The sequence below is a fragment of the Candidatus Similichlamydia laticola genome, assembly GCF_003339615.1.
GTDB lineage: Bacteria > Chlamydiota > Chlamydiia > Chlamydiales > Parilichlamydiaceae > Similichlamydia > Similichlamydia laticola.
This window is the reverse complement of record NZ_QQBG01000017.1, coordinates 38,227-58,482: the sequence shown is the minus strand read 5'-3', so window position 1 is coordinate 58,482 and position 20,256 is coordinate 38,227. Positions and strand designations below refer to the sequence as shown.

Genomic DNA, 20,256 nt, shown 5'->3' with positions numbered 1-20,256 from the left:
AAAACCAACTCTAGAAAAAAACTTTATAGAGTGTAATGCGATTGAGCCAAAATTTCAAGAAAAGGAATGGGGCTTTCTTAAACGTTGCAAAGCAAAAAATGACTGCAATAGACGTAAGGACTCCTCGCGCAAGACACCTCCTCTTACCTCAGGTGGTGTAGCCCAAGAACAAGCTTCTGCCCAACTGTAGTGGGTTCCACCCATCCTAGGATCAGTGACAGCCCATACCAACCTGGAGAGACGTGCCAATAAAATGGCCCCCATGCACATAGGACAAGGCTCAAGCGTAACATAAAGAGAGGCGCCTTTCAGTCTCCAGTTCTTTCTTTTTCTTCCAGCGCTCCTCAGCGCAAGAATTTCAGCATGCGCTGTTGTATCGAATAAGCTTTCAACTTGATTATGAGCGAAAGCAAGAATATCTTCCTTTAAAACAAGCACAGCCCCAACAGGGACCTCCCCTTTCTCAAACGCTATTCGAGCCTGATCCAGAGCCTTCTGCATAAAAAAATGGTCCTGATTCAAGCTCAACATTGACCTCAAACGAATGACAACTTTACACTTCCACTTTCTTTCCCGTTCGGGTGGTGGAATGGTAGACACGGAGGACTTAAAATCCTTTGGACGTTTGTCCGTGTGAGTTCGAGTCTCACCCCGAGCACATCTCCCAAATATCGCGTATTTTCCGCACAACTTCCCTATCAGAAAAAGTAGAAGACGGATCTCGGAATTGGTGAACCAAATGGTCCTCTAGAACTGATCGAATAGAAAGAAGTTGAAATTTGGCGTCTTCTGCTTCAAAGAACTCCTCCTCCAAGGACAGAAAAGCGTAGATGCCCTTCGCCTTTTTCGCATTAAAAAAAGAGAACGACTCCTCTAAAAAAGACTTATCTGAAGAAATACAAACGACCGAAAGAAGAGGCAAAGACACGTTCTCGATGAGCTTATTAAAGGCCATTTCTAAAGGTAGTGAGCCCATAAACAGAATGCCTTGGGTTAACAAAGCACAAGGCTCTCGACTTGAGAGAAATAGGGACAGACGTAAAAAAGGGGGAAGAGATGAAAAAAGATCAATACCTAGTTTTCTTAATTGAAGGGGTAAGTAGCAAGAGGAAGCAAAAGACCTTCTTGAAACCCCCAAAATTGGCAAACCCCTCATTTGAAGTTGTTTCAGGACATCTTTTGATTCTTGCCTCGCAAGAGAGAAGGATGTGTGTAAAAGAGCGTATTCCCAAACGGCAAATCTCACTTGATCCACCACTTGAGATACAACGCCGTGCTCTAACAAGAGGGCCTTCATGATATGGAGCCACTTGAGCCTCCCGACACTACTTGTAGGAAGCAAAACAAGATCATCCAAATCCAAAAAAACAACCGTACGACTCGGATTTTGACTGGAAAGAAGAGTGGGTAACTCTCCGAACGTCTTTATATCAACGATAGGAGCGCCACCGAAGAGCACGCCGAAAAAACAAACAAAACAAAGAAAGCGCGTCAAACAGCCTCCAAGGCTAATCAGCTTCTCTTCCTCCTCTTCTTTCCCTGTCGAATCGACCTCCCCCACGCTTGCCAAAGGAAGAGCGCCGTCCTCCCCCAACTGACTCTGAACTCGTCGTGGAAGCCCCTTTGTTTTGACCCGATCCCAAGGAGTCTGAGACCAAAACAGGTGGTGGTGGAATGAGAGAAGCTAAAATCTTCGAGGCTCGATCTACCACATCTTCATTACCTTGAGAAGCATTGTCCCTCTTATCTCCAGATACAGGGAGCTCCTCTGGGAAAGGAGGGGGGGCGGCAAGACGACGAAGACGACTGTCTCCTCGGGCTGAACCAGATGTTTTACCCCTTTTTGCTTTAGAAGGAACTGGGGAGGGGTGTGAAGAAGATTGCTCACTAGCCACCGCTCTCCCAGTTCCAACAGAAGGAAATGGCTGGGGAAGCTGTCCCTTTTCAACAAGAGAAGCTTGTTGTACACCGGCAGAAACAGAGTCCTGAGTTAGAACAGAGTCTCGATGACCTTGTCTAGCTGATTTCTCAATAGGTTTCTTAAGATGAACTCGACCCGAAGAACACTCAACAACTTCATACTCACCTACAGGAACAAGAAATGGGCTAGGACGACTGGCCGAGCGATAAAAAACCGCACCACCAAACATAACGACTTCCACGGCCTCAACCAAGTAGGTGTCCACTCCATCAGATCTCCGAGCACTCCGCACAAGCAACTTGGCCCCTTCTCTCGCAGTAATCACAGTTTCAACAATAGGTTCTCTTGTAAAATGCACGGTCACTACCTCAAGATCTGCAAATAAGAGTGAAAAGATGCCCTGCAAAAGGGCTCTCTTCAAAAGAAAAAATAATCACATTAAACACCGATCACAAATAAATTGCGCCAGATCGACGACCCTTGCACTGTAACCTCTCTCATTGTCATACCAAGCAACGAGTTTGATCAAACTTCCTTCTACGGAAGAAGAAGCTTTACAATCTACGACGGAAGAGTGCGTGTTCCCCAAAATGTCCGTTGAGACAAGGTCCTCTGTTGAGAGTGTCAATATACCCTCATACTCGCGAGTAGAGGCCTCTCGTAAGGCCTGAAAAACTTCTTCAAGAGAGACAGAATGTCGAAAAGAAAGGACAAGATCTAGAAGAGAAATATCGGGTAAGGGCACCCGAAAAGCAGAACCAGTCAACCGGCCCTTCAGTTGAGGTAAGATCTCCTCAACAGCTTTAGAGGCTCCAGTTGAAGTTGGAATGATGTTTTGTAAAGCACCTCTGCCCAAACGAAAATTCTTAGCGGAAGGCCCATCCAAAAGAGACTGCGAAACAGTTACAGCATGAATAGTTGATAAAGAACACGCCTCTATACCAAAAGCACGATCCAAAACAGCCAGAAGCGGCGTAGCACAGTTTGTGGTACAAGAAGCAGCAGAAAAAACACGGCTTGAAGAAGAGACGAGCCCCTCATGATTGACGCCCCAAACAAAAGAAGGAACCCCCTTAGCCGGAGAAGAAACCAAAACAACACCCACCCCACCACTCAAGTGAGAACCGGCTTGCTCTAAGGAACGAAAGCGACCACTTGACTCAATGACCAGCCTCACGTCGTAGCGGCACCAGTCAATTCGAGAGGGATCACTCTCTTGAAGAACTGCGATATGGTGACCATCCACAACCAAATATCCACTCTTACTAGACACCACAAAAGGAGCCGAACCATGAGTGGAATCGCGCGACAAGAGGTAAGCGAGTTGATCAGACGAAGCCAAATCATTTAGGGCAACGATATCAGTAAGGCGCCCTAACTCCACAAAACGCCGAAAGACAGCACGACCAATCCTTCCAAAACCGTTAATTGCAACCTTACAGGTCATCTTTTCTAACAGAACCTCATCGCCATGCCATAAAAACAAAAACTATTCAGGCAGATACTCTAGAACACATACATCAGCACAATCCCCGATCCGTGTTCCCTTTTTAAGGATACGCGTGTAACCACCATCCCTGGACAAGAAACGAGCACCCAAGCCACTAAAGAGAGCGTTTAAAACACGTCTATCGTTGTTGTAAACAGAAAGGTCCCCGGCTCGGGCGAGCCGAGCCTCCTTAGGAGAAAGCTTGTTGTAGCGCAACATCAATTGGGAGGCCACCCGACGCCGAGATGCAAGAGATCCCGACTTAGCTAAACTGATCAATCGATCAGCAAGTGGCTGCAAAGCCTTCGCTTTCGAAAGAGTAGTCTCTATACTCCCACAAACAACAAGAGCCTTCAACATGTTAGCAAACAAACAACGCCTATGACTGCTGTTTCTTCCTAGCTTGTACCTTTGCTTACGATGTCTCATACCTCCACCTGCCTCCTCCTGCGCTCTTTCTCTTTCATCTTTTCTTCTAAGTAAGCCTGCGCAATATCACGACAATTGTCACGCGTAATCCCATAAGGAGACAAATCCATCCCTAAAGAGAGACCCAATTCATGAAGTTTCACTTTAATCTCACTCAAAGATTTTCGACCAAAATTTCTATACTCCAATAACTCGCTTTCTTGCTTCGTAACTAATTCGACAACATAATCGATACGAGCACTCTTCAAACAATTGGACGCACGCACAGAAAACTCAATATCTTCAATACAAGTGGACAGACAAGACATCAACTCGTCTACATCAGGCCTACCAAAAGAAAGATGCTCTTCGTCGAATAAAAGATCCGGTCCCTCAAGCTGAGAGACAAAAAAGTCGAAATGCCTACCGGCAACTTGGGCGGAAAAAAGCAGAGCCTCAACAGGAGTAATTCTCCCGTCTGTTGTTAGCTCTATAACCAATGAATCGAACTCCGTGTCCTGACCGACACGCGTATTTTCTACGTAATAGTTGACCAAACGAACTGGAGAAAAACAAGTGTCTAAAACGATCTCACCCCTCTGTCTGTCCTCTATTGCGTGTCTCTCTGCAAGGACATATCCCCTTCCGATCCCAATGCAAACAGAAATTTCTCTCTTCTGAGGTCTTGTCACTGAAAAAAGACACAGACCAGGATTGATGCAAACATAACCGCTGAGATCTAAATGCTTAAGGCAGACATGAAAAACACCTCCATTAGCATCCAAATCCTCTTGTGTCACCTCAATCTGGGTTGTAGAACGCGTCATCCTAGCTGGACCATCACCAGTAGGAAGACGACGCAATAGAGCCTCTTTACAGTTGAGGACAATGTCCGTTGCATCCTGTACAATTCCCTCACTTGCCATAAACTCATGGAGGATTCCATCGATTCGAATAGACAGAATCCCAGGTGATTCGATAGAGGAAAGCAAAATGCGCCTAAGGGCATTCCCTAAAGTATGCCCAAACCCCCTCTCCAGAGGCGCAACGACGAATCTCGCAAATGTAGAAGAAGATTCCTCAACCTGAATTTTTTCCGGCATCTTGAACTTGCCATATAACACCGCCATAAGATCTTCTCTCCAATCGCTATAAACAACTATCGTATGCTAAACCCGACGACGTTTTCTCGGACGGCAACCGTTGTGAGGAACCCGAGTTCTATCCTTGATCAGGGTCAAAACAAGGCCAACGGACTGCAGTCCTCGAACAGCAGCTTCCCTTCCACCTCCTGCTCCCCTTAGGTTAACCTCAATTTCCTTCATTCCCATTGACATAGCCGATTTACCAGCGCTCTGAGCCGCTACACTAGCAGCACATGCCGAAGACTTCCTCGAACCCTTGAAATTCACTCTTCCTGCAGAAGCCCAAGACAAGACGTTGCCGGCCGGATCGGTAATCGTTACCAAAGTGTTGTTAAAAGTCGCAAGAACGTAAGCCACACCTGAAGGCACATTTCTCTGCTGCCTCCTCTTCGTCCTCAACACGCCTTTTTTATTTCCGGGCTTATTTGATGACCCCGAATCTTGTTTACTCAAATTTCATGTCCTCCAGAGACTCTTGCCGCAAAACCAACATATAAATACGAAACAAACTACTTCACAGCCTTCTTCTTATTCGCAACGGTCTTTCTCTTTCCTTTACGTGTCCGCGCATTTGTCTTAGTCCTTTGCCCTCGAACAGGCAAGCCCAGACGATGCCTGAGGCCACGATAGCAACGAATGCTCATCAACCGCTTGATATCGTTCTGGATATTTCTCCTGAGATCACCCTCTACTAAATACTCACCACTTTGGAGCAAAGAGTTGAGCTTAGCAATATCTACTTCAGATAAATCCCTCGTCCTTGTACTAGGAACCAGACCCAAACGCGCCACAATTTGTTTAGCAAGAGTAGGCCCGATACCATAGATGTAAAGCAGGCTAATTTCCAACCTTTTTTCGCTAGGGATATCAACACCTATAATTCTAACCACAAGCAAACTCCTCTTCCAATAAATTTATCTCAAACGAGAACGTGGTGTTTTCAGAACTTCCTCGTATCTTTGCATCGTCAAATATCCACTCACTTGACGAGAAGTGTCTAAAACCACACCGACCAAGATCAACATGGAAGTGCCCCCGAAAAAATAGCTGACCGAATGATCTACGCTAAACAAGGCCCCCACCAACTGGGGAAATGTCGCCAAAACGATTAGGGAAACCCCACCAATAACCGTTAAGCTACACATCGTCTTTTCTAAAAATCGTTGAGTCTGTAACCCCTGGCGAATGGCAGGAATAAAGGCCCCGCTCTTCTTCATATCGGAAGCCAGTTGGTCCGCATGAAACTGAGTCAACGTCCAAAAATAATTAAAGAAGAAAATTAAAACTGCGTAAACAGCAGTATAGCCTAAAGAGCCCGGAGACAGGTATCCCATAAGCACGGACCCCCATCCATCCTGGCCCAAAATCTGAGTTAACGTGATAGGAAGCATCAAGATAGATGAGGAAAAAATAACGGGCATGACACCGGAGTGATTTACTTTTAACGGAAGAAAAGATCCTCTTGGTCTACCAGGAGTCCGATCATGTTCCTTCCTGGCGTACTGCAAATCGAGCCTTCTTTCTCCTTGCGTTAAAAAGATACACCCTATGATTACGAGAACAAAGATACAAATCAATAAACTAAGGGACAATAGACCGAGATCCCCTGGATCCGAAGAATCGAGATTAAGGTAGGTTAAAATAGTCGAAACCATCTTAGGGAAGGAGGACACAATTCCAGCAGAAATAATCAGACTTGTTCCCACACCAACCCCGCTCTCTGAGATTTGCTCGCCTAACCACATAATAGTCAATGTGCCACACGTCATCGTAGCCACAAACAACATATAAAAAAGAGCATGACAACCAAAAAAACGAATAGAGAGCACCTTTGTCGAAAGAATGCCGGGATAAGATTGGTTAATTTTTAGGGCGTAACGAGCAAAAACACCCGACTGAAAAAGAGCCAAAAGGAGGGTCAAGTAACGCGTCCATCTGGCAAGCTTCGGCCTGACATAGTCGGCATTTTCCTTAAAATCTCTTTGCAAACCAGGGAAAAGAGTAACAGCCAGCTGTAACATGATCGAAGCGGATACGTAAGGTAACACCCCTAAAGCCCCTAAAGTCATTTGGGCGAAGGCTCCACCAGAAAAAATATCCATAAGCTGAAACAGGCTCTGCCCTGCACGCGTAGCTTGGCGAAAATAAGCCAAGGCAATCTCACCGTTAACACCAGGAACTGGAACAAACGATGTCAAGCGGCAGACGAAAAGCAATCCCACCGTAAAAAGCAACCTGCGCCTTAACTCGTTATTCTGAATGAGGGCACGAATGAAAGAAAACATGTAAAACCAATCCCAAGGGATAGACTGAAACCATATTCAACGTGCTGTCACGCATTCGATCCCGTTCTCATCTAGCTTCAAACGAGCAGAACGAGACACTTTGCATGCAGAGACAGAGACCTTTTTCTTCAACTCGCCTCGACCTAAAACCTTAAGTCCATAACTCGGCCCCGAAAAAAAACCTTTCTCCTTCAAAGAAGCAAGGGTCACCTCCTCACCATCTGAAAACAAAGCATCGATCTGGTCCAGATTGATGACATCAAGCGGCTTTGCCAAGTTTCCCCTCCCGAAACCGCGCTTGGGAAATCTTCTAAAAAAAGGCAAATTTCCTCCCTCATTCCCCAAACGCTTCTTATAACCAGATCGGCTACCAGCCCCCTTCATTCCTCGACCACACGTCGTCCCGAAGCGGCTACCATTCCCACGGCCCACCCTCACCTTCTTTTTGCGAGGGACAAAAGAGCCCAAATCATATAACTCTATCATACAGAGGTCACCCCGTTTTCCTCAGTTGCATCAGTTCACGACGATTACGAAACCGCTTCAAAGCCCGAAAAGTCGCATGAACCTGATTGGACTTGTTATTCGATCCATACAGCTTCGCCACGGCATCTCGAATACCCGCCAACTCAAGGATATTCCTCACACATGAACCAGCAATCAATCCGGTACCAGGCCGAGCGGGCTTGATCATAACAACGGTGCCGTCCCAACGCACACGCACAGTATGAGGAACTGTCCCGCCTTCTCTTTCAAATTCGATAAGATTCCTTTTGGCTAATTCACCGCCTCTACGAATACAATCAGAAAGTTCATTAGCTTTGGACATGGCAAAACCCACTTTCCCATCTCCATTTCCTGCAACAACCACAGCAAAAAAACTAAAGCGACGACCACCCTTCACAACTTTCGAACAGCGCCCAACAAAGAGAACACGCTCCTGAACTCCACCCTTTTCCTTGTCTTTAGACATAGAACCCCTCAAATCTAAAACTGCAGACCTGCAGAACGAGCAGATTCGGCAATCAACTGCACTAACCCATGGTAAGCCCTATGCCCCCGATCAAACACAACCCTGGAACAGCCCAAAGCCAGAGCAGACTCAGCTATTGACCTCCCAACACACTCTGCTGCAGCGCGCCCTTTCCCAGTCGGAAACCTCTTTCTCATACTAGGCGACATCGTTGAAGAAGAACAAAGAGTTTTACCAGAGTCATCATCAATTAACTGCACTGACAAATGACGATTGCTTTTAAAGACACACAACCTAGGATAAGCCTCACCAACTGTTCTAACCTTCCTTCGCACACGTAAAGACCTGGTGTAACGGCGACGAACTTTCTGCTTTTGTTGACTTTCCACGCACCCTCCTCAAGGCCTGTTCTTTCCAAGGCCAGATAACCCCACCAATCTACTTCTTCTTGCCAGATTTTCCACCGGCCTTACCGGCCTTCCTTCTCAAGATTTCACCCAGGTAACGCACACCTTTGCCCTGGTACGGTTCGGGTTTTCTCATGGCACGAATTTCAGCCGCAAACTGCCCAACTTGTTGCTTATCAATACCGCTCACAACAATAACAGGACTTTTCAGCTCAGCCTGAACAGAAATGCCCTTGGGGATCTCCAACTGCGTTGGATGAGAATAACCGAGCTGCAGATCAAGCATACCGCCTTTAATAGAGGCACGGTATCCCACTCCGACCAGCTCCAACTTTTTTTCGAAACCTTCAGACACTCCATGAATCATATTACGAAGAAGCGCCCAAGAAAGGCCTAAAAGAGCTGTTCTGCGAAAGGAATAGCCACTAGCAACGCCTACAACAACAGAAGAACCCTCCCTACGCACGTCAAGGCCTTGAGCCAACTCGAGAGAAAGAGAACCTTTTGGCCCTTTGACACAAACCTCAGATCCACTACGAACTAAGTCCACACCTTTGGGAAGCTTCAACGGCATTTTCGCTTTTCGAGACACAACCCCAATCACTCCTTAACAATCCGATTAATGGGCAATAGAACAGAGCAGCTCCCCGCCTACTCCCCTTTTTTTAGCCTGATGACCGGACAAGACGCCCTTAGAAGTGGAAAGAACGAAAAGACCCATCCCAGACATATGAGAATGGATATCTCGATGCCCAACATACTTCCTACATCCTGGCTTAGAAATGCAAACAATCGACATCATAAGTGGCTCTTTTTGTCTGTTGTATTTCAGCATAACTCGAGCACGCCTCTTCGCCTTCTCTCCTTCTACTGTAAACCCAGAGATCCAACCCTCTTCGAGCAAAAGCTGCAACACAGCCAGAATTAAAGAGTTAACAAAGACATCAACGTAACGCAGCCGCGCCATTCCACCATTACGCATACGCGTCAAAAAATCGGCAAAAGGATCCGTTAACATAACTTGCAACCTCCCTTAATCGCGCATCTGAAAGGGCATCCCAAGAGCAGAAAGCAGCTCGAGACACTCCGCATCTGATTTGGCCGAAGTCACGAAAGTAATATGCATTCCTTGCTGCCTCCTAACAGCATCAAGATCAACCTCAACAAAAATTTGTTGATCTTGAACCCCGAGGGTATAATTACCCATTTTGTCACCAGACTTTCGAAAACCTCTAAAGTCCCTGATCCTAGGACAGCAAATATTGACGAAACGATACAAAAAATCCCACATCTTCCTTTTTCGCAACGTCACCAATACACTGACAGGTTGACCTTGACGCATTTTGAAACTGGCAACAGAACGCTTAGACCGAATGAGAATAGGCTTCTGACCAGAAAGGGCCTTTAATTCGTTCTCGCTATCCTGCAGGGCACCCCTGTCCTTTCCAACTTTCGCTACGCCCATATTGATAACAACCTTAACCAAACGCGGGACCTGCATCACATTGGAATACTGGAACCGCTCCAAAAGGGCCGGACGTACCTGCTCCCGATATCGCTTCTCCAACTCGTTTTCTGGCTCCTTCTTCGGTTCAGACATAACTAGACCGTAACTACCCTTGCCTTTCTAATCGTTCGAAACACTTGAACTTCCCCTGAGACATTAGTCCAGATGAGCTCCTTTGTCCCAGAAACATGCTCTCGAACCCTCAGCTTCAATAGCGAGCCATCCTCAAAACACAAAGAGACATTGGAAATATGCACAGGTGACTCAATGGAGAGAATGGATCCCTTTCCTTCTGGACCAGATTTCTTCACATGCTTCGTCTTTTTGTTCATGCCCTCCACAACAACTCGGAGACCCTTTCGAGCCAAAACCTTCCCAGTCTTCCCTTTGTCCTTTCCAGACAAGATTCGAACCAAGTCTCCGACCCTAATCCACTTGGCAGACATAAGCTATACAACCTCACGAGCAAGAGAACAAATTTTCAAATATCCCGAATCACGCAACTCCCTTGCGACGGGGCCCATCACGCGAGATCCTTTCGGATTGCCCTCCTCATCCACAATGACGCACGCATTTGATTCGAAATTCAAAACAGTCCCATCGTTCCTACGGATTTTCCTTTTTTGCCGTACAATAACGGCCTTCACAACGCTCTTCTTGGGAACACTAGAACGAGGTCTAGCAGACTTAACGGAACAAACGATCAAGTCCCCCACACCCGCATAACGACGTCTCGAGCCCTTCAAGACCTTAATACACCTTACGGAAAGAGCTCCTGTATTATCCGCGACATCCAAATTACTTTCTTGTTGCAACACCGTCTTACACCTTAAACCAGTCTCTGAAGAACCCGCCAACGCTTCAACTTTGAAAGAGGCCTCGTCTCAGCAAGGAGAACACGATCCCCAATTTCAACAGTCTCCCGATGATCAGCATAGACCTTTCTCCTTCGCTTAATCACCTTGCCAAGGACCGGATGACGCACCTGCCTCTCCACTTCAACAACAACCGTGTTCTGCATCTTGTTCGAGATGACAACGCCCAGTAGTTCCTTTCTTCTCTTCCTATCCGACATGACGGTCACCCCCCCTTAGAAACCTCGCTCTCTGCTCTGTCAAAAGACGAGCGATCGTCTTCCTTAAAAGCTTTAACTGATGAGGCTTTGGAACCCTCCTGGCAAGGCTATATTCTCCTGACAAAAAAAACAAATCCCTTCGGACAGCCCTGAGACGATTTTTCAATTCTATCTCAGACAACTCAGACAGATCTTCCCGCGAGCCCATTCAGACCATCTCCACACGTTCAACGAAACGTGTCCTTATTCCTAGCTTGAAAGAAGCCAGCCTAAGAGCTTCCTGTGCCCTCGCCTTCGGAACGTTTCCAACTTCGAATAAGATACGGCCCGGCTTGACAGGAGCAACCCAATGGTCAACGGCTCCCTTCCCAGAGCCCTGACGAGTCTCCGCCGGTTTTTTAGTTACAGGAACATCAGGGAAAATTCTCAAAATAATTTTCCCATGCCTTTGGAAAGAGCGGCTCACAGCTACACGACAAGCTTCGATCTGCTGCGCAGTGATTCGACCCCTCTCAAGAGCCTGAATACCAAAGTCACCAATGGCAACAAACGCACCACGTTTTGTTTTCCCGCGCAAGGACCCCTTTTGCTTTTTCCGATATTTCGATCTCTTGGGCATCAGCACCATATCGCATCAAGCTCCTCTTCCCTTTTCCACATCAAATGCAGGAAGAACTCCAGAAGGAACATCTTCCCCCCGATTAATCCAAACCTGCACGCCAATGGCACCGTAAACAGTCATAGCCCGAACACAAGCATAATCGATATCACATCTTAACGTGTGCAAAGGCAAAGAACCCTCCAAATACCACTCCACACGAGCAATCTCGGCCCCTCCCAAACGACCAGCCACCTGAACTTTGATTCCCACAGCACCCGCATCCATCGCAACTTGAATATGCCTTTTCATCGCTCTCTTGTGACTGATCCTTCTTTCGATCATTCTTGCAATTCCCTCAGCAACAAGGGTAGCGTCTAAGTCTGGTTGCTTGATCTCTTCTAAGCTGAGGCTCACCTCCTTGCCTGTCAAACGAGATAGCTCCTCCCGAGTAGCGTCAATCTCCGAGCCCTTTTTTCCAATAACAAGCCCAGGCCTTGCCGTATGGATGATAATTTCAATACGCTCCCCCATGCGTCGAATGACAATTCTAGAAGAACCTTGACAACACGACTTAGATCGAAGGAGCTTGCGCAACTGAATATCCTGCAACAAGAGGGCCCCGAAATTGCTCTTGTCAGAGAACCAAACAGAATCCCAATTCTTTCGAATAGCCAGCCTGAAACCTTTTGGTTTTCCCTTTTGCCCCACTTAGATGCCCTCCTGCAGTGATGACGCACAACCAACAACCACCGTTAAATGACTCATGCGCTTGAGAATAGGAGTTTTTCCCCCTCGACTACGCCCCCTTGCACGTTTAAGACGCGGCCCCTCGTCCACCGTTGCCCGTAACACAACCAAATCTTGACGAGGCACTAAAAACTTCGATTCGGCATTCGAAACAGCACTCATCAACGTTAACATGAGCAGCCTCCCACTTTTTGTCCCACTCTGAGACAAACGAAAAACGGCCTCCGGAACACGAACTCCTCTTATCATGCCCACCACAAGACGAGCCTTTCGGGGACTGATACGAACATACTTGGAAAGAGCTCTTGCGCTCTTCTGCTCAGACTGCTGCCCATTCATACACTCTCACTCTCTACTTCTTGGTCGGATGTCCCTTAAACTTTCGTGTAGGAGCAAACTCTCCCAGTTTGCAACCCACCATGCTCTCCGAAATGAACAGAGAAACAAACCCCTTCCCACAATGTACATCAACAGTCATCCCTACCATTTCGGGGACAACCGTACTTCTTCTAGAATACGTAATGACCTTCTTCAGGCCCTTAGAAATCTTTTCCAAGAGATGGTAGTCCACAAAAGGACCTTTCTTGACGGATCTTCCCACAAACTACCCCCTTCGATCCCTAATAATGAACTTGGATGACTTCCTCTTTTTCCGAGTTCTCAGACCTTTGGTTTGCATCGCCCAAGGCGTCATAGGAATATAGCCATTATGCTTACCCTCACCACCACCGTGCGGATGGTCAACAGGGTTCATAGCCGTCCCACGCACACTTGGACGAATCCCCAGCCATCTACGACGACCAGCTTTTCCCTCAACACGCAAGCTGTGCTCTGCGTTGGAAAGGGAGCCGATCGTAGCACGGCAGCTCTCACAAATTCTGCGAACTTCACCGGAAGGAAGCCGTACCCTCGCGTACCCATCGCTACATCCCATAAACTGCGCAGAAGAACCAGCAGAGCGAACCAGCTTCCCACCCCGACCAGGAACCATCTCGATATTATGAACCAAGCTGCCCACAGGCATGTCTCTAAAAGACATACAACTCCCGGGACGATAAGGAGCTCCTTTCCCGGAAAGGACAGTTTGACCTACCACAAGGCCGGATGGCGCCAGAATATACCTCTTTTCGCCATCTTTGTAAAAAAGAAGAGCTATACGGGCCGACCTGTTTGGGTCGTACTCAATAGCCACTACACGAGCAGGAACATCATCCTTCATGCGGACAAAATCAATGAGCCTATAAAACCTCTTGTGCCCCCCACCTCTGTGTCGACAAGTAATTCGACCGCAATTGTTACGGCCCCCAGTAGAATGCTTAATCCTTCTAAGATACTTCGGGCGCTTTACCCCATCCTTCTCAGAGGAAGTAGCCAGCCCATCACGACTCTCTAAAGTAAGAAACCTGGAGCAAGGCGTCAAAGGACGAAACTTCTTAATCACGCAACCCCCCTCAATCCAAACAACAACCGACTTCTAGAGTCACAATTGCCTTTTTAAACCTTGCTCTCTTGCCAGACCTTCCACGGAAACGAACTGGCTTCGGTTTTACGAAAATTGTCCGAACAGACTTAACCCGAACAGATCTATCTGCGTAGATTTCCTCAACTGCAGAGGCAATTTCTGTTTTATTCGCGCGCACAGCCACTAGAAAGAGATATTTGGGACTTTGGCAACGACTGATACTCTTATTTGAGACGGCATCCTTCAAAGAACCCAATACCGTAGCCTTCTCCGTCTGATACCTGCGTAAAAGAATAGAATACGGGTCCTTCTTCATGCAACCGCTCCCCCTTCAAGAAACCTAGAACATGCAAGAAACGCGGCCTCCGAAAAAACAATGCCCCTGGCAGACAACACGTCTTGCAAATTGATTTGAGAGAAAAACAGAACACGAACAGAAGAAAGGTTGGCTGCGCTTTTTTGAAAGCAAGAATACCTAGACCAGCCAGAATCTTGAAGAAGAACGTCTTCCTTCTGATCGAAAAGAACAAGAACCTTCCCTTTAGAAAAACTCAGCTTCTCCAAAAAAGAACAAACCAAAGATGTCTTAGGGCGCTCCATGCCGGCTCCAAGATCGACACCAATAGCGCACGCTCCAGAAGATAATCTATCCAAAAGAGCTCCCTTCAAGGAGGCGCGTCTCTCCTTCTTGTTCACCTTTGCTAGAGACTTAACCCCTCGAGGCCCAAAAACAACCCCTCCGCCCCTATATTGCGGTGATGCCAAAGAGCCCTGACGAGCACGACCAGTTCCTTTCTGAGGATGGGGTTTCTTCCCGGAATGACTCACTTCAGAACGGGTAAGCGAACAAGCAGACCTCTGCCGCTTATTTGCTCTCAAACAAACCAAACACCGATGCATCATTGCAAGTGAGGAGGAAGGTTCTGCCTCAAGAAAGCTAGACAGATCAACACCTTCACAAACACCGGCATCCGGAAATGAAACCCTTCTCATGACTTGAGACACTTCACACCACCACTCTTCCAAGAAATACGCGAGCCACCGTGTTTCTTGATGGCATGACGAACACAAACCCAGGACCCTCCACGAGCTCCAGGAACAGCTCCCATGACAGCAAGAAGTCCTTCTTCTTTGGACCTCCACACGATCGAAAGATTTTGAACAGAAACAAGAGCCCCACCCATACGTCCAGCTGCTGGGTTCATTGGAAAAATACGTCCAGGAGTACTTCTCTGTCCCCTAGACCCTGCATGACGATGAATGGGACCCGTCCCATGAGAAGCCCCATGGCCCTTGAACCCACAACGCTTCATGACACCTTGGTATCCCTTCCCCTTAGAGATAGCCATCACGTCAACACTTTCTACGCCCTCAAAAATTTCCAACCCAATTTCCTGTCCCACAGAGAACTGATTCACGTCTTCAACTCGCACTTCAAATAAATCTTTGTGCGGAACAACACCCGCCTTTTTGAAGTGACCAAGCAAGGGCTTAGAAACGCGCTTCTCTAAGCGCGCAGAACCCAGCCCTCCAAGGGAAGCTACGCCAAGTTGCAAGGCCGAATATCCGTCGCGATCTGGCTCCTTGATTTGCACAACAACGTGAGGCAAAACCTCCAAAAGGGTGCAAGGAACAAAGGTGCCGTCTTCCAAAAAGAAGTGCGACATTCCCAGTTTCTTACCTCTCAAAGAAAAGCCCATACGACAGTCCTCTCCATAAAGAAAAATGTGTGCAACCAAGGGCAGACTAAGCTCTCAACATCATGAAGACAAGCCAAACCCAAACGACCAAACGGCCGAGACCAGAATTAAAAAAACCGGCGCAAGAAGCTGGATTGTTGACACAAAACCAGCAGAAACAAACGCAGCCAAAGAGTCATCAAACCCGCAATCTAGCCACACCAGCTGAAGTGTCGATAGGTTCGAAGACGCAAACCAGCCCCCAGAAGACCACAACATCCAAAACCAAAACACAGCAAAAAAACCGATGCCGGACCTTATAGCAGAGCACGGCTTTTTGAAACTAGTCATTACTTATCCCTCCTGCACCCAGAGGCTCGGATAAGCATCCAAAGGTGACGAACGAAAATAAGAAATACCTGCGAATTGACCATCGGACCAATGAAACAAAGAAAACCAATAACATACTAAGCGAGGAAGTAATTCCCAATTTGCGAAAAGGGCAATGAGCCTTGCTCAAAAGCTAAAGGGGCAATCTGCTGGGGCAACTTGGATCTTAGATCGAAGAGATCCCAGCTGGGACCCTAATAGTGTACAGCCTGGAGCAGGAAAACGAAAGTTCCGTGAATGTTAAGATACTTCAAAAACAGCACGACATTGAAAACAACGCGAAAATAACATTCTCAGATCTATCAGGAAGGGTCTGAAGTCGTTGCAGGCACTTCAAAGAATACAGTGTAAAATTCAGATGTAGCCCATATTTAAACTTAAGAGCGTCCCAAAAACAGAACGACTCAAGCATTGGACAGGAAAGATAGTGCACTCAATCACCATCCCTTGATATTTCATTTAAAAATACTCTCATTAAATCAAATCCTGACCTGGATTCTTCCAAGATGAGAATAGCTAAAAAACGAGTTATGACCACTCTCAACTTGTATTCTGAAAATAGCTGCATGGCAGCTAATCTGTCCCCATAGATATCTTTTGATGAATTGCGAAGCTGTTCAAGACTGTGTATTTCTTTTTCAAGAAAAGACAAAAAATTGTCTAATCTCTTCCACAGATCCAAATTAGCTCGAGCTATGCAAATAGGCATAAAATTAGATTCTAAATTTTTAGAGTAAACTATTTTTGATAAAGTTTGCTCCAAATTTAGCCTTGAAATGTCCTCTCTTAAACTAACTAATTCGCCTTTAACTGTTGCAAGTGCGGCTGAATGCAACTCATAACTAACCTGCATGAGCTCCATCTCTTCACGACACACTCTAAAAAACTTAGAGCATACAGCATCTGAAGGATTAGCAGACTGAACATCACGATTAAGAACTAATAAAAAATTTAAAAATTTCCAAATTTCTTTGCGTGAAGCATACATCTTGTCTTTAATCAAAAACTGAAATAACCAAGAACACAAACACAACAGACAAAAAAATATCTCCTGAAACAAGAGAGCCCTAACAAGGAAAACATATACCAATAAAAAGAAGATCAGCTCAACTGAAATGATACAGCAGAAACTTGCTAGAGAAATATTCAGATCTTCCGGAGACAGAGAAAAACACTCTCTTAATAAAGAACCTAATAGGTTTGCATTTGACCCCTTAGAAACCCTATACTGCCATATTTTGTTTAATTCGATATGCAAAACAGTTAAGTTCAAATCAATAAAAGAAAAAAGCAGTGCCGCACCACATGAGATAACAGAAACAGCCCATAAATTGAATATGATACATAAAATACCAAAAGCGGCCAGCAGTCCAGCATAAAACAGAGGAAATAGACTTTTCCAACCTATTAGAGGGTTGCTTGCAAAATGACGACTTAAAATAGTCTGTCTCTTTGCTAGCAACAAAATAAATGAAGTGACAACAACCCTAGAAAACTTCAGAAAGACCCGATGTAAGCCCGAACTAGAGACATAAGCACGTGACTTATTTACGGATTTACAGAAATATAAAGGATCTAATTTAAGTTTATAAATAATTGAACGACATGATCCCAAATAACATCTGATATAAAAGAAGGAAAAACTATTCTTATAGATCCAAAACAAAATACTGCATCTTGAAAGATATGCGTTCCTATAGCTTCAAGCCTAACGACGACTTTAGCTAATTCAGAACAATAACATGCCAATTTTAATTTGTCTCTTTCCAACTCCTGAACTGGTCCCAAAATTAAGCTTCCTTGGATAGCCACTATCTCTTTCTCTAAAAGAACAACAGAAACACTTAACCTTTGCCAAAGAAAGAGAAGCAAACGAATTTGTCTTAGCCTAAAACACTCATACCCTTCAATATCCACAATCCCTATGCTTTGCACGAAAGCTAATTGGTCCATATATTGTTTTAATTCAGAGACTTTACTTCTCAACCTGTTGAAACGAACCATGTATGAACGATGAATCTCACGTGCTTTTGCTAGCTCTATAAGGTGAAATTTGAAAAAATCAAGACATGCTTGGTAAGATGGATTAGGTGTCCCAATGTCACGGCTAAAGACAACCATGACTTCCCGAAACCTCATTATAGAGCCACAAACAAGTCCAAAGGTTTTCAAAAAGAAAACTTGAAGTATCCAAATCAGCAATCCTTTTACAAGGAATTCTTTTTTATAAGAGAGTAAAAATGAAATTCCAAAAAAAAGCAAAACGCTCCAGTTAATAAGTTGCATAACAAATAGCAAAGAAAAAACTCTTAGAGATAGGATAACATCATTTTTGGACAAAGCAAGATGTTCATGAAATAACTGGCATAGCAGACTTTCCTGTTGACAATTCAGTCTTTTATTCCAGAGTCGACTTAACTCCGTTAATAGAAAAGCACGAATTAAATCGGCTAAAGAAAAAATTAACACTAATATGAATAGTAAGAAGGGAATAAACACAGGAATTCGAAAGGTACAAAATAACAGACCAAGACTCGTGAAAACGGCTACAAGAGAAGCTGGACATTCACCTTGAGGACCAATTAAGGGATCAGCAGAAAAATCTCTCTCTAAAATTAGATTTCTTCGTCCTTTAACACGGGCTAAAAATGCAGCAACTAATCTTGCTACATTAAAAAGAAAACAGCAAATTCCTCGACAAAGAACGCAAAGTGATCTAACAGAATAAGGAGACTGGGTTATACATGAAACAGATCTAGCCAACAAACAGACACCTAATACTAAACAAAGATCTGATCAGTGAAAAGATTTAATTTAATTGGTTAGAGACATCATACTTATTTCAAAATGAAACGAAACACCTATAAATAAAGTAGTACGTCACGGTAAATTTCCTCAGAAACACAGCCCGGAAAAATAAGATTTGCTACATTAAAGCAATGTATAACAAGATGAGATATCTTTTGTGCTTTATGATCACAAGATATAGCCAGCATGCAACGATCTAAAAGGAACAAGTTCCAACTAGGCATATCTCCACAGAAGTTTCTTGGAATAAGACCTCGACTTTCAACCAAGGCTAAGTCCGCATCTAAGTCAGTAAACAGATCCTCTATTCGTTGCAACATAATTCTTAGCATGACTCCTTCTCTCATTAAAGAACGCCACTCTTCCGGAGATTTGGAAATAATCAAAGCAGAAGCCAGTACCCCAGATAAATTAAGATCTTTTAAATGGGTTCTCAAACATTTGAGTTGCTCTTTAACTTTTTCGAAAAGAGATAAACAAGAATCTTTACTCGAGCAAAGCTGTTTAAGTTCCACAGAACAACTATTCAAAAATTTCTGACACACCTCATCAATAGGGTCCGGCGTACCTATGTCACGACTAAGCATAGCCATGACACGTTGAAAATTAGACAAGGCAAAGTAACGTTCCAAAGCTTTTTGAAAAAAAAGACAATACAACCAGACAAACAAGACACACAAAAGAAAAAAAGCATTGCCATGAAACATAGCTAAACCTAAGCAACTGCCTACAAGTGAAAAACACAAACCTTGCAAACTTAATAGAAAGGAAAACCCTTCAACATAATGTTGCAAACTTTCCTGAGAAAAATTGAAACAATTTTTTAGGCTCTCTTTGCAAAGAAAACCACAGGAAAGACGTCTTTCCCACGATCCGCTTAACTCCAAACAAAAAGATGTACGATATAAATCGGTAAGAATGGAGACCAAAGCCAGACCACACAAAAAAAGAGGAATTTGTGGAAACCCAAAAAAAGAAGCAATAGACCCTAAAATGGTTCCTAGGGCAACCGTTTTAACGGAAAAACAGCACGACTGGCTCAACAAGGGATCAGAGTAGAATCCCCTGCATTCGATCTCATTTCTCGTTCCGTTCAATAAACGAATCAGAGAGACCAATTGCCTAGAAAGAACTTGTGTAGCACAAGTTACTACTCGACAGGGACAACAAATCCATTTATAACAAGATTTGTTTGTTATGTTCTTAGAAAAAATAGTCAAAAGGCTCCTTAACTTTTCGCCCTAAGGATCCAGAGGGACAGCATATAAACCAATTTTCGGGCTCATGAGAAACATAGAAAAGACTAGTCGAATTTCGATGTCAATAGAGCAAATAAAAAGGCCTAGGAATATTTCCAGG

General features: G+C 45.0%; 30 protein-coding genes, 1 tRNA gene and 1 pseudogene. 1 reads left to right on the top strand and 31 read right to left on the bottom strand.

Annotated elements, in window-relative coordinates:
* Window positions 1-54 precede the first annotated feature (54 nt).
* Window positions 55-600, bottom strand: a complete 546-nt coding sequence (locus HAT2_RS02530; RefSeq protein WP_220253876.1) for a nucleoside deaminase — start codon at window positions 598-600, stop codon at window positions 55-57.
* Here HAT2_RS02530 and HAT2_RS02525 point away from each other — a divergent pair.
* Window positions 576-658 (top strand) — tRNA-Leu (locus HAT2_RS02525). The genes HAT2_RS02530 and HAT2_RS02525 overlap by 25 nt on opposite strands.
* Here the strand turns inward: HAT2_RS02525 and HAT2_RS02520 are convergent.
* The 30 genes and pseudogenes from HAT2_RS02520 to HAT2_RS02380 all read right to left on the bottom strand — a co-directional run bounded on the left by HAT2_RS02520 (window position 647) and on the right by HAT2_RS02380 (window position 20,117).
* Window positions 647-1,561, bottom strand: a complete 915-nt coding sequence (locus HAT2_RS02520; protein WP_220253875.1) for a DUF2608 domain-containing protein — start codon at window positions 1,559-1,561, stop codon at window positions 647-649. The two genes, HAT2_RS02525 and HAT2_RS02520, sit on opposite strands and share 12 nt — an antisense overlap.
* Entirely contained in the window at window positions 1,509-2,342 is an 834-nt protein-coding gene (locus HAT2_RS03855) for a hypothetical protein (protein WP_181860320.1), read from the bottom strand. Before HAT2_RS03855 ends, HAT2_RS02520 begins: the two co-directional genes overlap by 53 nt.
* A gap of 12 nt (window positions 2,343-2,354) precedes the next feature.
* Window positions 2,355-3,407 carry a type I glyceraldehyde-3-phosphate dehydrogenase gene (locus HAT2_RS02515; RefSeq protein WP_147267497.1) on the bottom strand — a complete coding sequence of 351 codons (1,053 nt, stop codon included), beginning with the start codon at window positions 3,405-3,407 and terminating at the stop codon, window positions 2,355-2,357.
* 3 nt (window positions 3,408-3,410) lie between these two features.
* Complete coding sequence (gene rplQ, locus HAT2_RS02510) at window positions 3,411-3,839, bottom strand: 50S ribosomal protein L17 (RefSeq protein WP_114544452.1); 429 nt, start codon at window positions 3,837-3,839, stop codon at window positions 3,411-3,413.
* A complete protein-coding gene (gene rpoA, locus HAT2_RS02505; protein WP_114544451.1) occupies window positions 3,836-4,948 on the bottom strand; it encodes a DNA-directed RNA polymerase subunit alpha in 1,113 nt (370 codons plus the stop codon). Before rpoA ends, rplQ begins: the two co-directional genes overlap by 4 nt.
* 39 nt (window positions 4,949-4,987) lie before the next feature.
* Window positions 4,988-5,416, bottom strand: a complete 429-nt coding sequence (gene rpsK, locus HAT2_RS02500) for a 30S ribosomal protein S11 (RefSeq protein ID WP_114544450.1) — start codon at window positions 5,414-5,416, stop codon at window positions 4,988-4,990.
* A 56-nt stretch (window positions 5,417-5,472) separates the two neighbouring features.
* A complete protein-coding gene (rpsM, locus tag HAT2_RS02495) occupies window positions 5,473-5,853 on the bottom strand; it encodes a 30S ribosomal protein S13 (protein ID WP_114544449.1) in 381 nt (126 codons plus the stop codon).
* A gap of 24 nt (window positions 5,854-5,877) precedes the next feature.
* Window positions 5,878-7,248 carry a preprotein translocase subunit SecY gene (gene secY / locus HAT2_RS02490; protein WP_114544448.1) on the bottom strand — a complete coding sequence of 457 codons (1,371 nt, stop codon included), beginning with the start codon at window positions 7,246-7,248 and terminating at the stop codon, window positions 5,878-5,880.
* Window positions 7,249-7,359: 111 nt separating this feature from the next.
* Window positions 7,360-7,734, bottom strand: a pseudogene (gene rplO, locus HAT2_RS02485) (50S ribosomal protein L15); the annotation flags it as partial.
* A 7-nt stretch (window positions 7,735-7,741) separates the two neighbouring features.
* Window positions 7,742-8,221: a 30S ribosomal protein S5 gene (rpsE, locus tag HAT2_RS02480; RefSeq protein ID WP_114544446.1), complete on the bottom strand. Its 480-nt coding sequence runs from the start codon at window positions 8,219-8,221 to the stop codon at window positions 7,742-7,744.
* 14 nt (window positions 8,222-8,235) lie between these two features.
* Window positions 8,236-8,610, bottom strand: a complete 375-nt coding sequence (rplR, locus tag HAT2_RS02475) for a 50S ribosomal protein L18 (protein ID WP_114544445.1) — start codon at window positions 8,608-8,610, stop codon at window positions 8,236-8,238.
* A gap of 49 nt (window positions 8,611-8,659) precedes the next feature.
* On the bottom strand, window positions 8,660-9,220 hold the full coding sequence (gene rplF, locus HAT2_RS02470; RefSeq protein ID WP_114544487.1) for a 50S ribosomal protein L6: 561 nt from the start codon (window positions 9,218-9,220) through the stop codon (window positions 8,660-8,662).
* A gap of 27 nt (window positions 9,221-9,247) precedes the next feature.
* A complete protein-coding gene (gene rpsH / locus HAT2_RS02465) occupies window positions 9,248-9,646 on the bottom strand; it encodes a 30S ribosomal protein S8 (RefSeq protein WP_114544444.1) in 399 nt (132 codons plus the stop codon).
* Between the two features lie 15 nt (window positions 9,647-9,661).
* Window positions 9,662-10,228, bottom strand: a complete 567-nt coding sequence (gene rplE, locus HAT2_RS02460; RefSeq protein ID WP_114544443.1) for a 50S ribosomal protein L5 — start codon at window positions 10,226-10,228, stop codon at window positions 9,662-9,664.
* Between the two features lie 2 nt (window positions 10,229-10,230).
* The gene (gene rplX / locus HAT2_RS02455; protein WP_114544442.1) at window positions 10,231-10,581 is read right to left on the bottom strand and encodes a 50S ribosomal protein L24; all 351 of its coding nucleotides are present in this window, start codon (window positions 10,579-10,581) and stop codon (window positions 10,231-10,233) included.
* 3 nt (window positions 10,582-10,584) lie between these two features.
* The gene (gene rplN / locus HAT2_RS02450) at window positions 10,585-10,953 is read right to left on the bottom strand and encodes a 50S ribosomal protein L14 (protein WP_114544441.1); all 369 of its coding nucleotides are present in this window, start codon (window positions 10,951-10,953) and stop codon (window positions 10,585-10,587) included.
* 11 nt (window positions 10,954-10,964) lie between these two features.
* On the bottom strand, window positions 10,965-11,210 hold the full coding sequence (gene rpsQ / locus HAT2_RS02445; RefSeq protein WP_114544440.1) for a 30S ribosomal protein S17: 246 nt from the start codon (window positions 11,208-11,210) through the stop codon (window positions 10,965-10,967).
* Entirely contained in the window at window positions 11,200-11,418 is a 219-nt protein-coding gene (gene rpmC / locus HAT2_RS04000; protein ID WP_114544439.1) for a 50S ribosomal protein L29, read from the bottom strand. Before rpmC ends, rpsQ begins: the two co-directional genes overlap by 11 nt.
* A complete protein-coding gene (gene rplP, locus HAT2_RS02435) occupies window positions 11,419-11,835 on the bottom strand; it encodes a 50S ribosomal protein L16 (protein ID WP_181860328.1) in 417 nt (138 codons plus the stop codon).
* A gap of 9 nt (window positions 11,836-11,844) precedes the next feature.
* A complete protein-coding gene (gene rpsC / locus HAT2_RS02430) occupies window positions 11,845-12,519 on the bottom strand; it encodes a 30S ribosomal protein S3 (RefSeq protein ID WP_114544437.1) in 675 nt (224 codons plus the stop codon).
* Window positions 12,520-12,897, bottom strand: coding sequence for a 50S ribosomal protein L22 (gene rplV / locus HAT2_RS02425; RefSeq protein ID WP_114544436.1), 378 nt, complete (start codon window positions 12,895-12,897; stop codon window positions 12,520-12,522).
* Window positions 12,898-12,910: 13 nt separating this feature from the next.
* Entirely contained in the window at window positions 12,911-13,159 is a 249-nt protein-coding gene (gene rpsS / locus HAT2_RS02420) for a 30S ribosomal protein S19 (protein ID WP_114544435.1), read from the bottom strand.
* A gap of 3 nt (window positions 13,160-13,162) precedes the next feature.
* Window positions 13,163-13,999 carry a 50S ribosomal protein L2 gene (gene rplB, locus HAT2_RS02415; RefSeq protein ID WP_114544434.1) on the bottom strand — a complete coding sequence of 279 codons (837 nt, stop codon included), beginning with the start codon at window positions 13,997-13,999 and terminating at the stop codon, window positions 13,163-13,165.
* A 10-nt stretch (window positions 14,000-14,009) separates the two neighbouring features.
* Window positions 14,010-14,336 (bottom strand): uL23 family ribosomal protein, encoded by a 327-nt coding sequence (locus tag HAT2_RS02410; RefSeq protein ID WP_114544433.1) that lies wholly within the window; start codon window positions 14,334-14,336, stop codon window positions 14,010-14,012.
* A complete protein-coding gene (gene rplD, locus HAT2_RS02405; RefSeq protein ID WP_147267496.1) occupies window positions 14,333-15,025 on the bottom strand; it encodes a 50S ribosomal protein L4 in 693 nt (230 codons plus the stop codon). Before rplD ends, HAT2_RS02410 begins: the two co-directional genes overlap by 4 nt.
* Window positions 15,010-15,720, bottom strand: coding sequence for a 50S ribosomal protein L3 (gene rplC / locus HAT2_RS02400; RefSeq protein ID WP_114544486.1), 711 nt, complete (start codon window positions 15,718-15,720; stop codon window positions 15,010-15,012). The genes rplD and rplC overlap by 16 nt, the downstream gene beginning before the upstream one ends.
* Window positions 15,721-15,780: 60 nt before the next feature.
* Entirely contained in the window at window positions 15,781-16,050 is a 270-nt protein-coding gene (locus tag HAT2_RS02395; RefSeq protein ID WP_114544431.1) for a hypothetical protein, read from the bottom strand.
* Between the two features lie 472 nt (window positions 16,051-16,522).
* The gene (locus tag HAT2_RS02390) at window positions 16,523-17,554 is read right to left on the bottom strand and encodes a hypothetical protein (protein ID WP_147267495.1); all 1,032 of its coding nucleotides are present in this window, start codon (window positions 17,552-17,554) and stop codon (window positions 16,523-16,525) included.
* 110 nt (window positions 17,555-17,664) lie between these two features.
* The gene (locus tag HAT2_RS02385; RefSeq protein ID WP_147267494.1) at window positions 17,665-18,852 is read right to left on the bottom strand and encodes a hypothetical protein; all 1,188 of its coding nucleotides are present in this window, start codon (window positions 18,850-18,852) and stop codon (window positions 17,665-17,667) included.
* A gap of 98 nt (window positions 18,853-18,950) precedes the next feature.
* The gene (locus tag HAT2_RS02380) at window positions 18,951-20,117 is read right to left on the bottom strand and encodes a hypothetical protein (protein ID WP_114544428.1); all 1,167 of its coding nucleotides are present in this window, start codon (window positions 20,115-20,117) and stop codon (window positions 18,951-18,953) included.
* Window positions 20,118-20,256 lie beyond the last annotated feature (139 nt).

What these genes read in the sequence shown, in the direction of transcription:
- rplQ (WP_114544452.1), bottom strand. Translation starts at nt 3,839, where the DNA reads ATGAGACATCGTAAGCAAAGGTACAAGCTAGGAAGAAACAGCAGTCAT.
- rpoA (WP_114544451.1), bottom strand. Translation starts at nt 4,948, where the DNA reads ATGGCGGTGTTATATGGCAAGTTCAAGATGCCGGAAAAAATTCAGGTT.
- secY (WP_114544448.1), bottom strand. Translation starts at nt 7,248, where the DNA reads ATGTTTTCTTTCATTCGTGCCCTCATTCAGAATAACGAGTTAAGGCGC.
- rpsE (WP_114544446.1), bottom strand. Translation starts at nt 8,221, where the DNA reads ATGTCTAAAGACAAGGAAAAGGGTGGAGTTCAGGAGCGTGTTCTCTTT.
- rpsH (WP_114544444.1), bottom strand. Translation starts at nt 9,646, where the DNA reads ATGTTAACGGATCCTTTTGCCGATTTTTTGACGCGTATGCGTAATGGT.
- rplE (WP_114544443.1), bottom strand. Translation starts at nt 10,228, where the DNA reads ATGTCTGAACCGAAGAAGGAGCCAGAAAACGAGTTGGAGAAGCGATAT.
- rplX (WP_114544442.1), bottom strand. Translation starts at nt 10,581, where the DNA reads ATGTCTGCCAAGTGGATTAGGGTCGGAGACTTGGTTCGAATCTTGTCT.
- rpsQ (WP_114544440.1), bottom strand. Translation starts at nt 11,210, where the DNA reads ATGTCGGATAGGAAGAGAAGAAAGGAACTACTGGGCGTTGTCATCTCG.
- rpmC (WP_114544439.1), bottom strand. Translation starts at nt 11,418, where the DNA reads ATGGGCTCGCGGGAAGATCTGTCTGAGTTGTCTGAGATAGAATTGAAA.
- rplV (WP_114544436.1), bottom strand. Translation starts at nt 12,897, where the DNA reads ATGAATGGGCAGCAGTCTGAGCAGAAGAGCGCAAGAGCTCTTTCCAAG.
- HAT2_RS02410 (WP_114544433.1), bottom strand. Translation starts at nt 14,336, where the DNA reads ATGAAGAAGGACCCGTATTCTATTCTTTTACGCAGGTATCAGACGGAG.
- rplC (WP_114544486.1), bottom strand. Translation starts at nt 15,720, where the DNA reads ATGGGCTTTTCTTTGAGAGGTAAGAAACTGGGAATGTCGCACTTCTTT.
- HAT2_RS02395 (WP_114544431.1), bottom strand. Translation starts at nt 16,050, where the DNA reads ATGACTAGTTTCAAAAAGCCGTGCTCTGCTATAAGGTCCGGCATCGGT.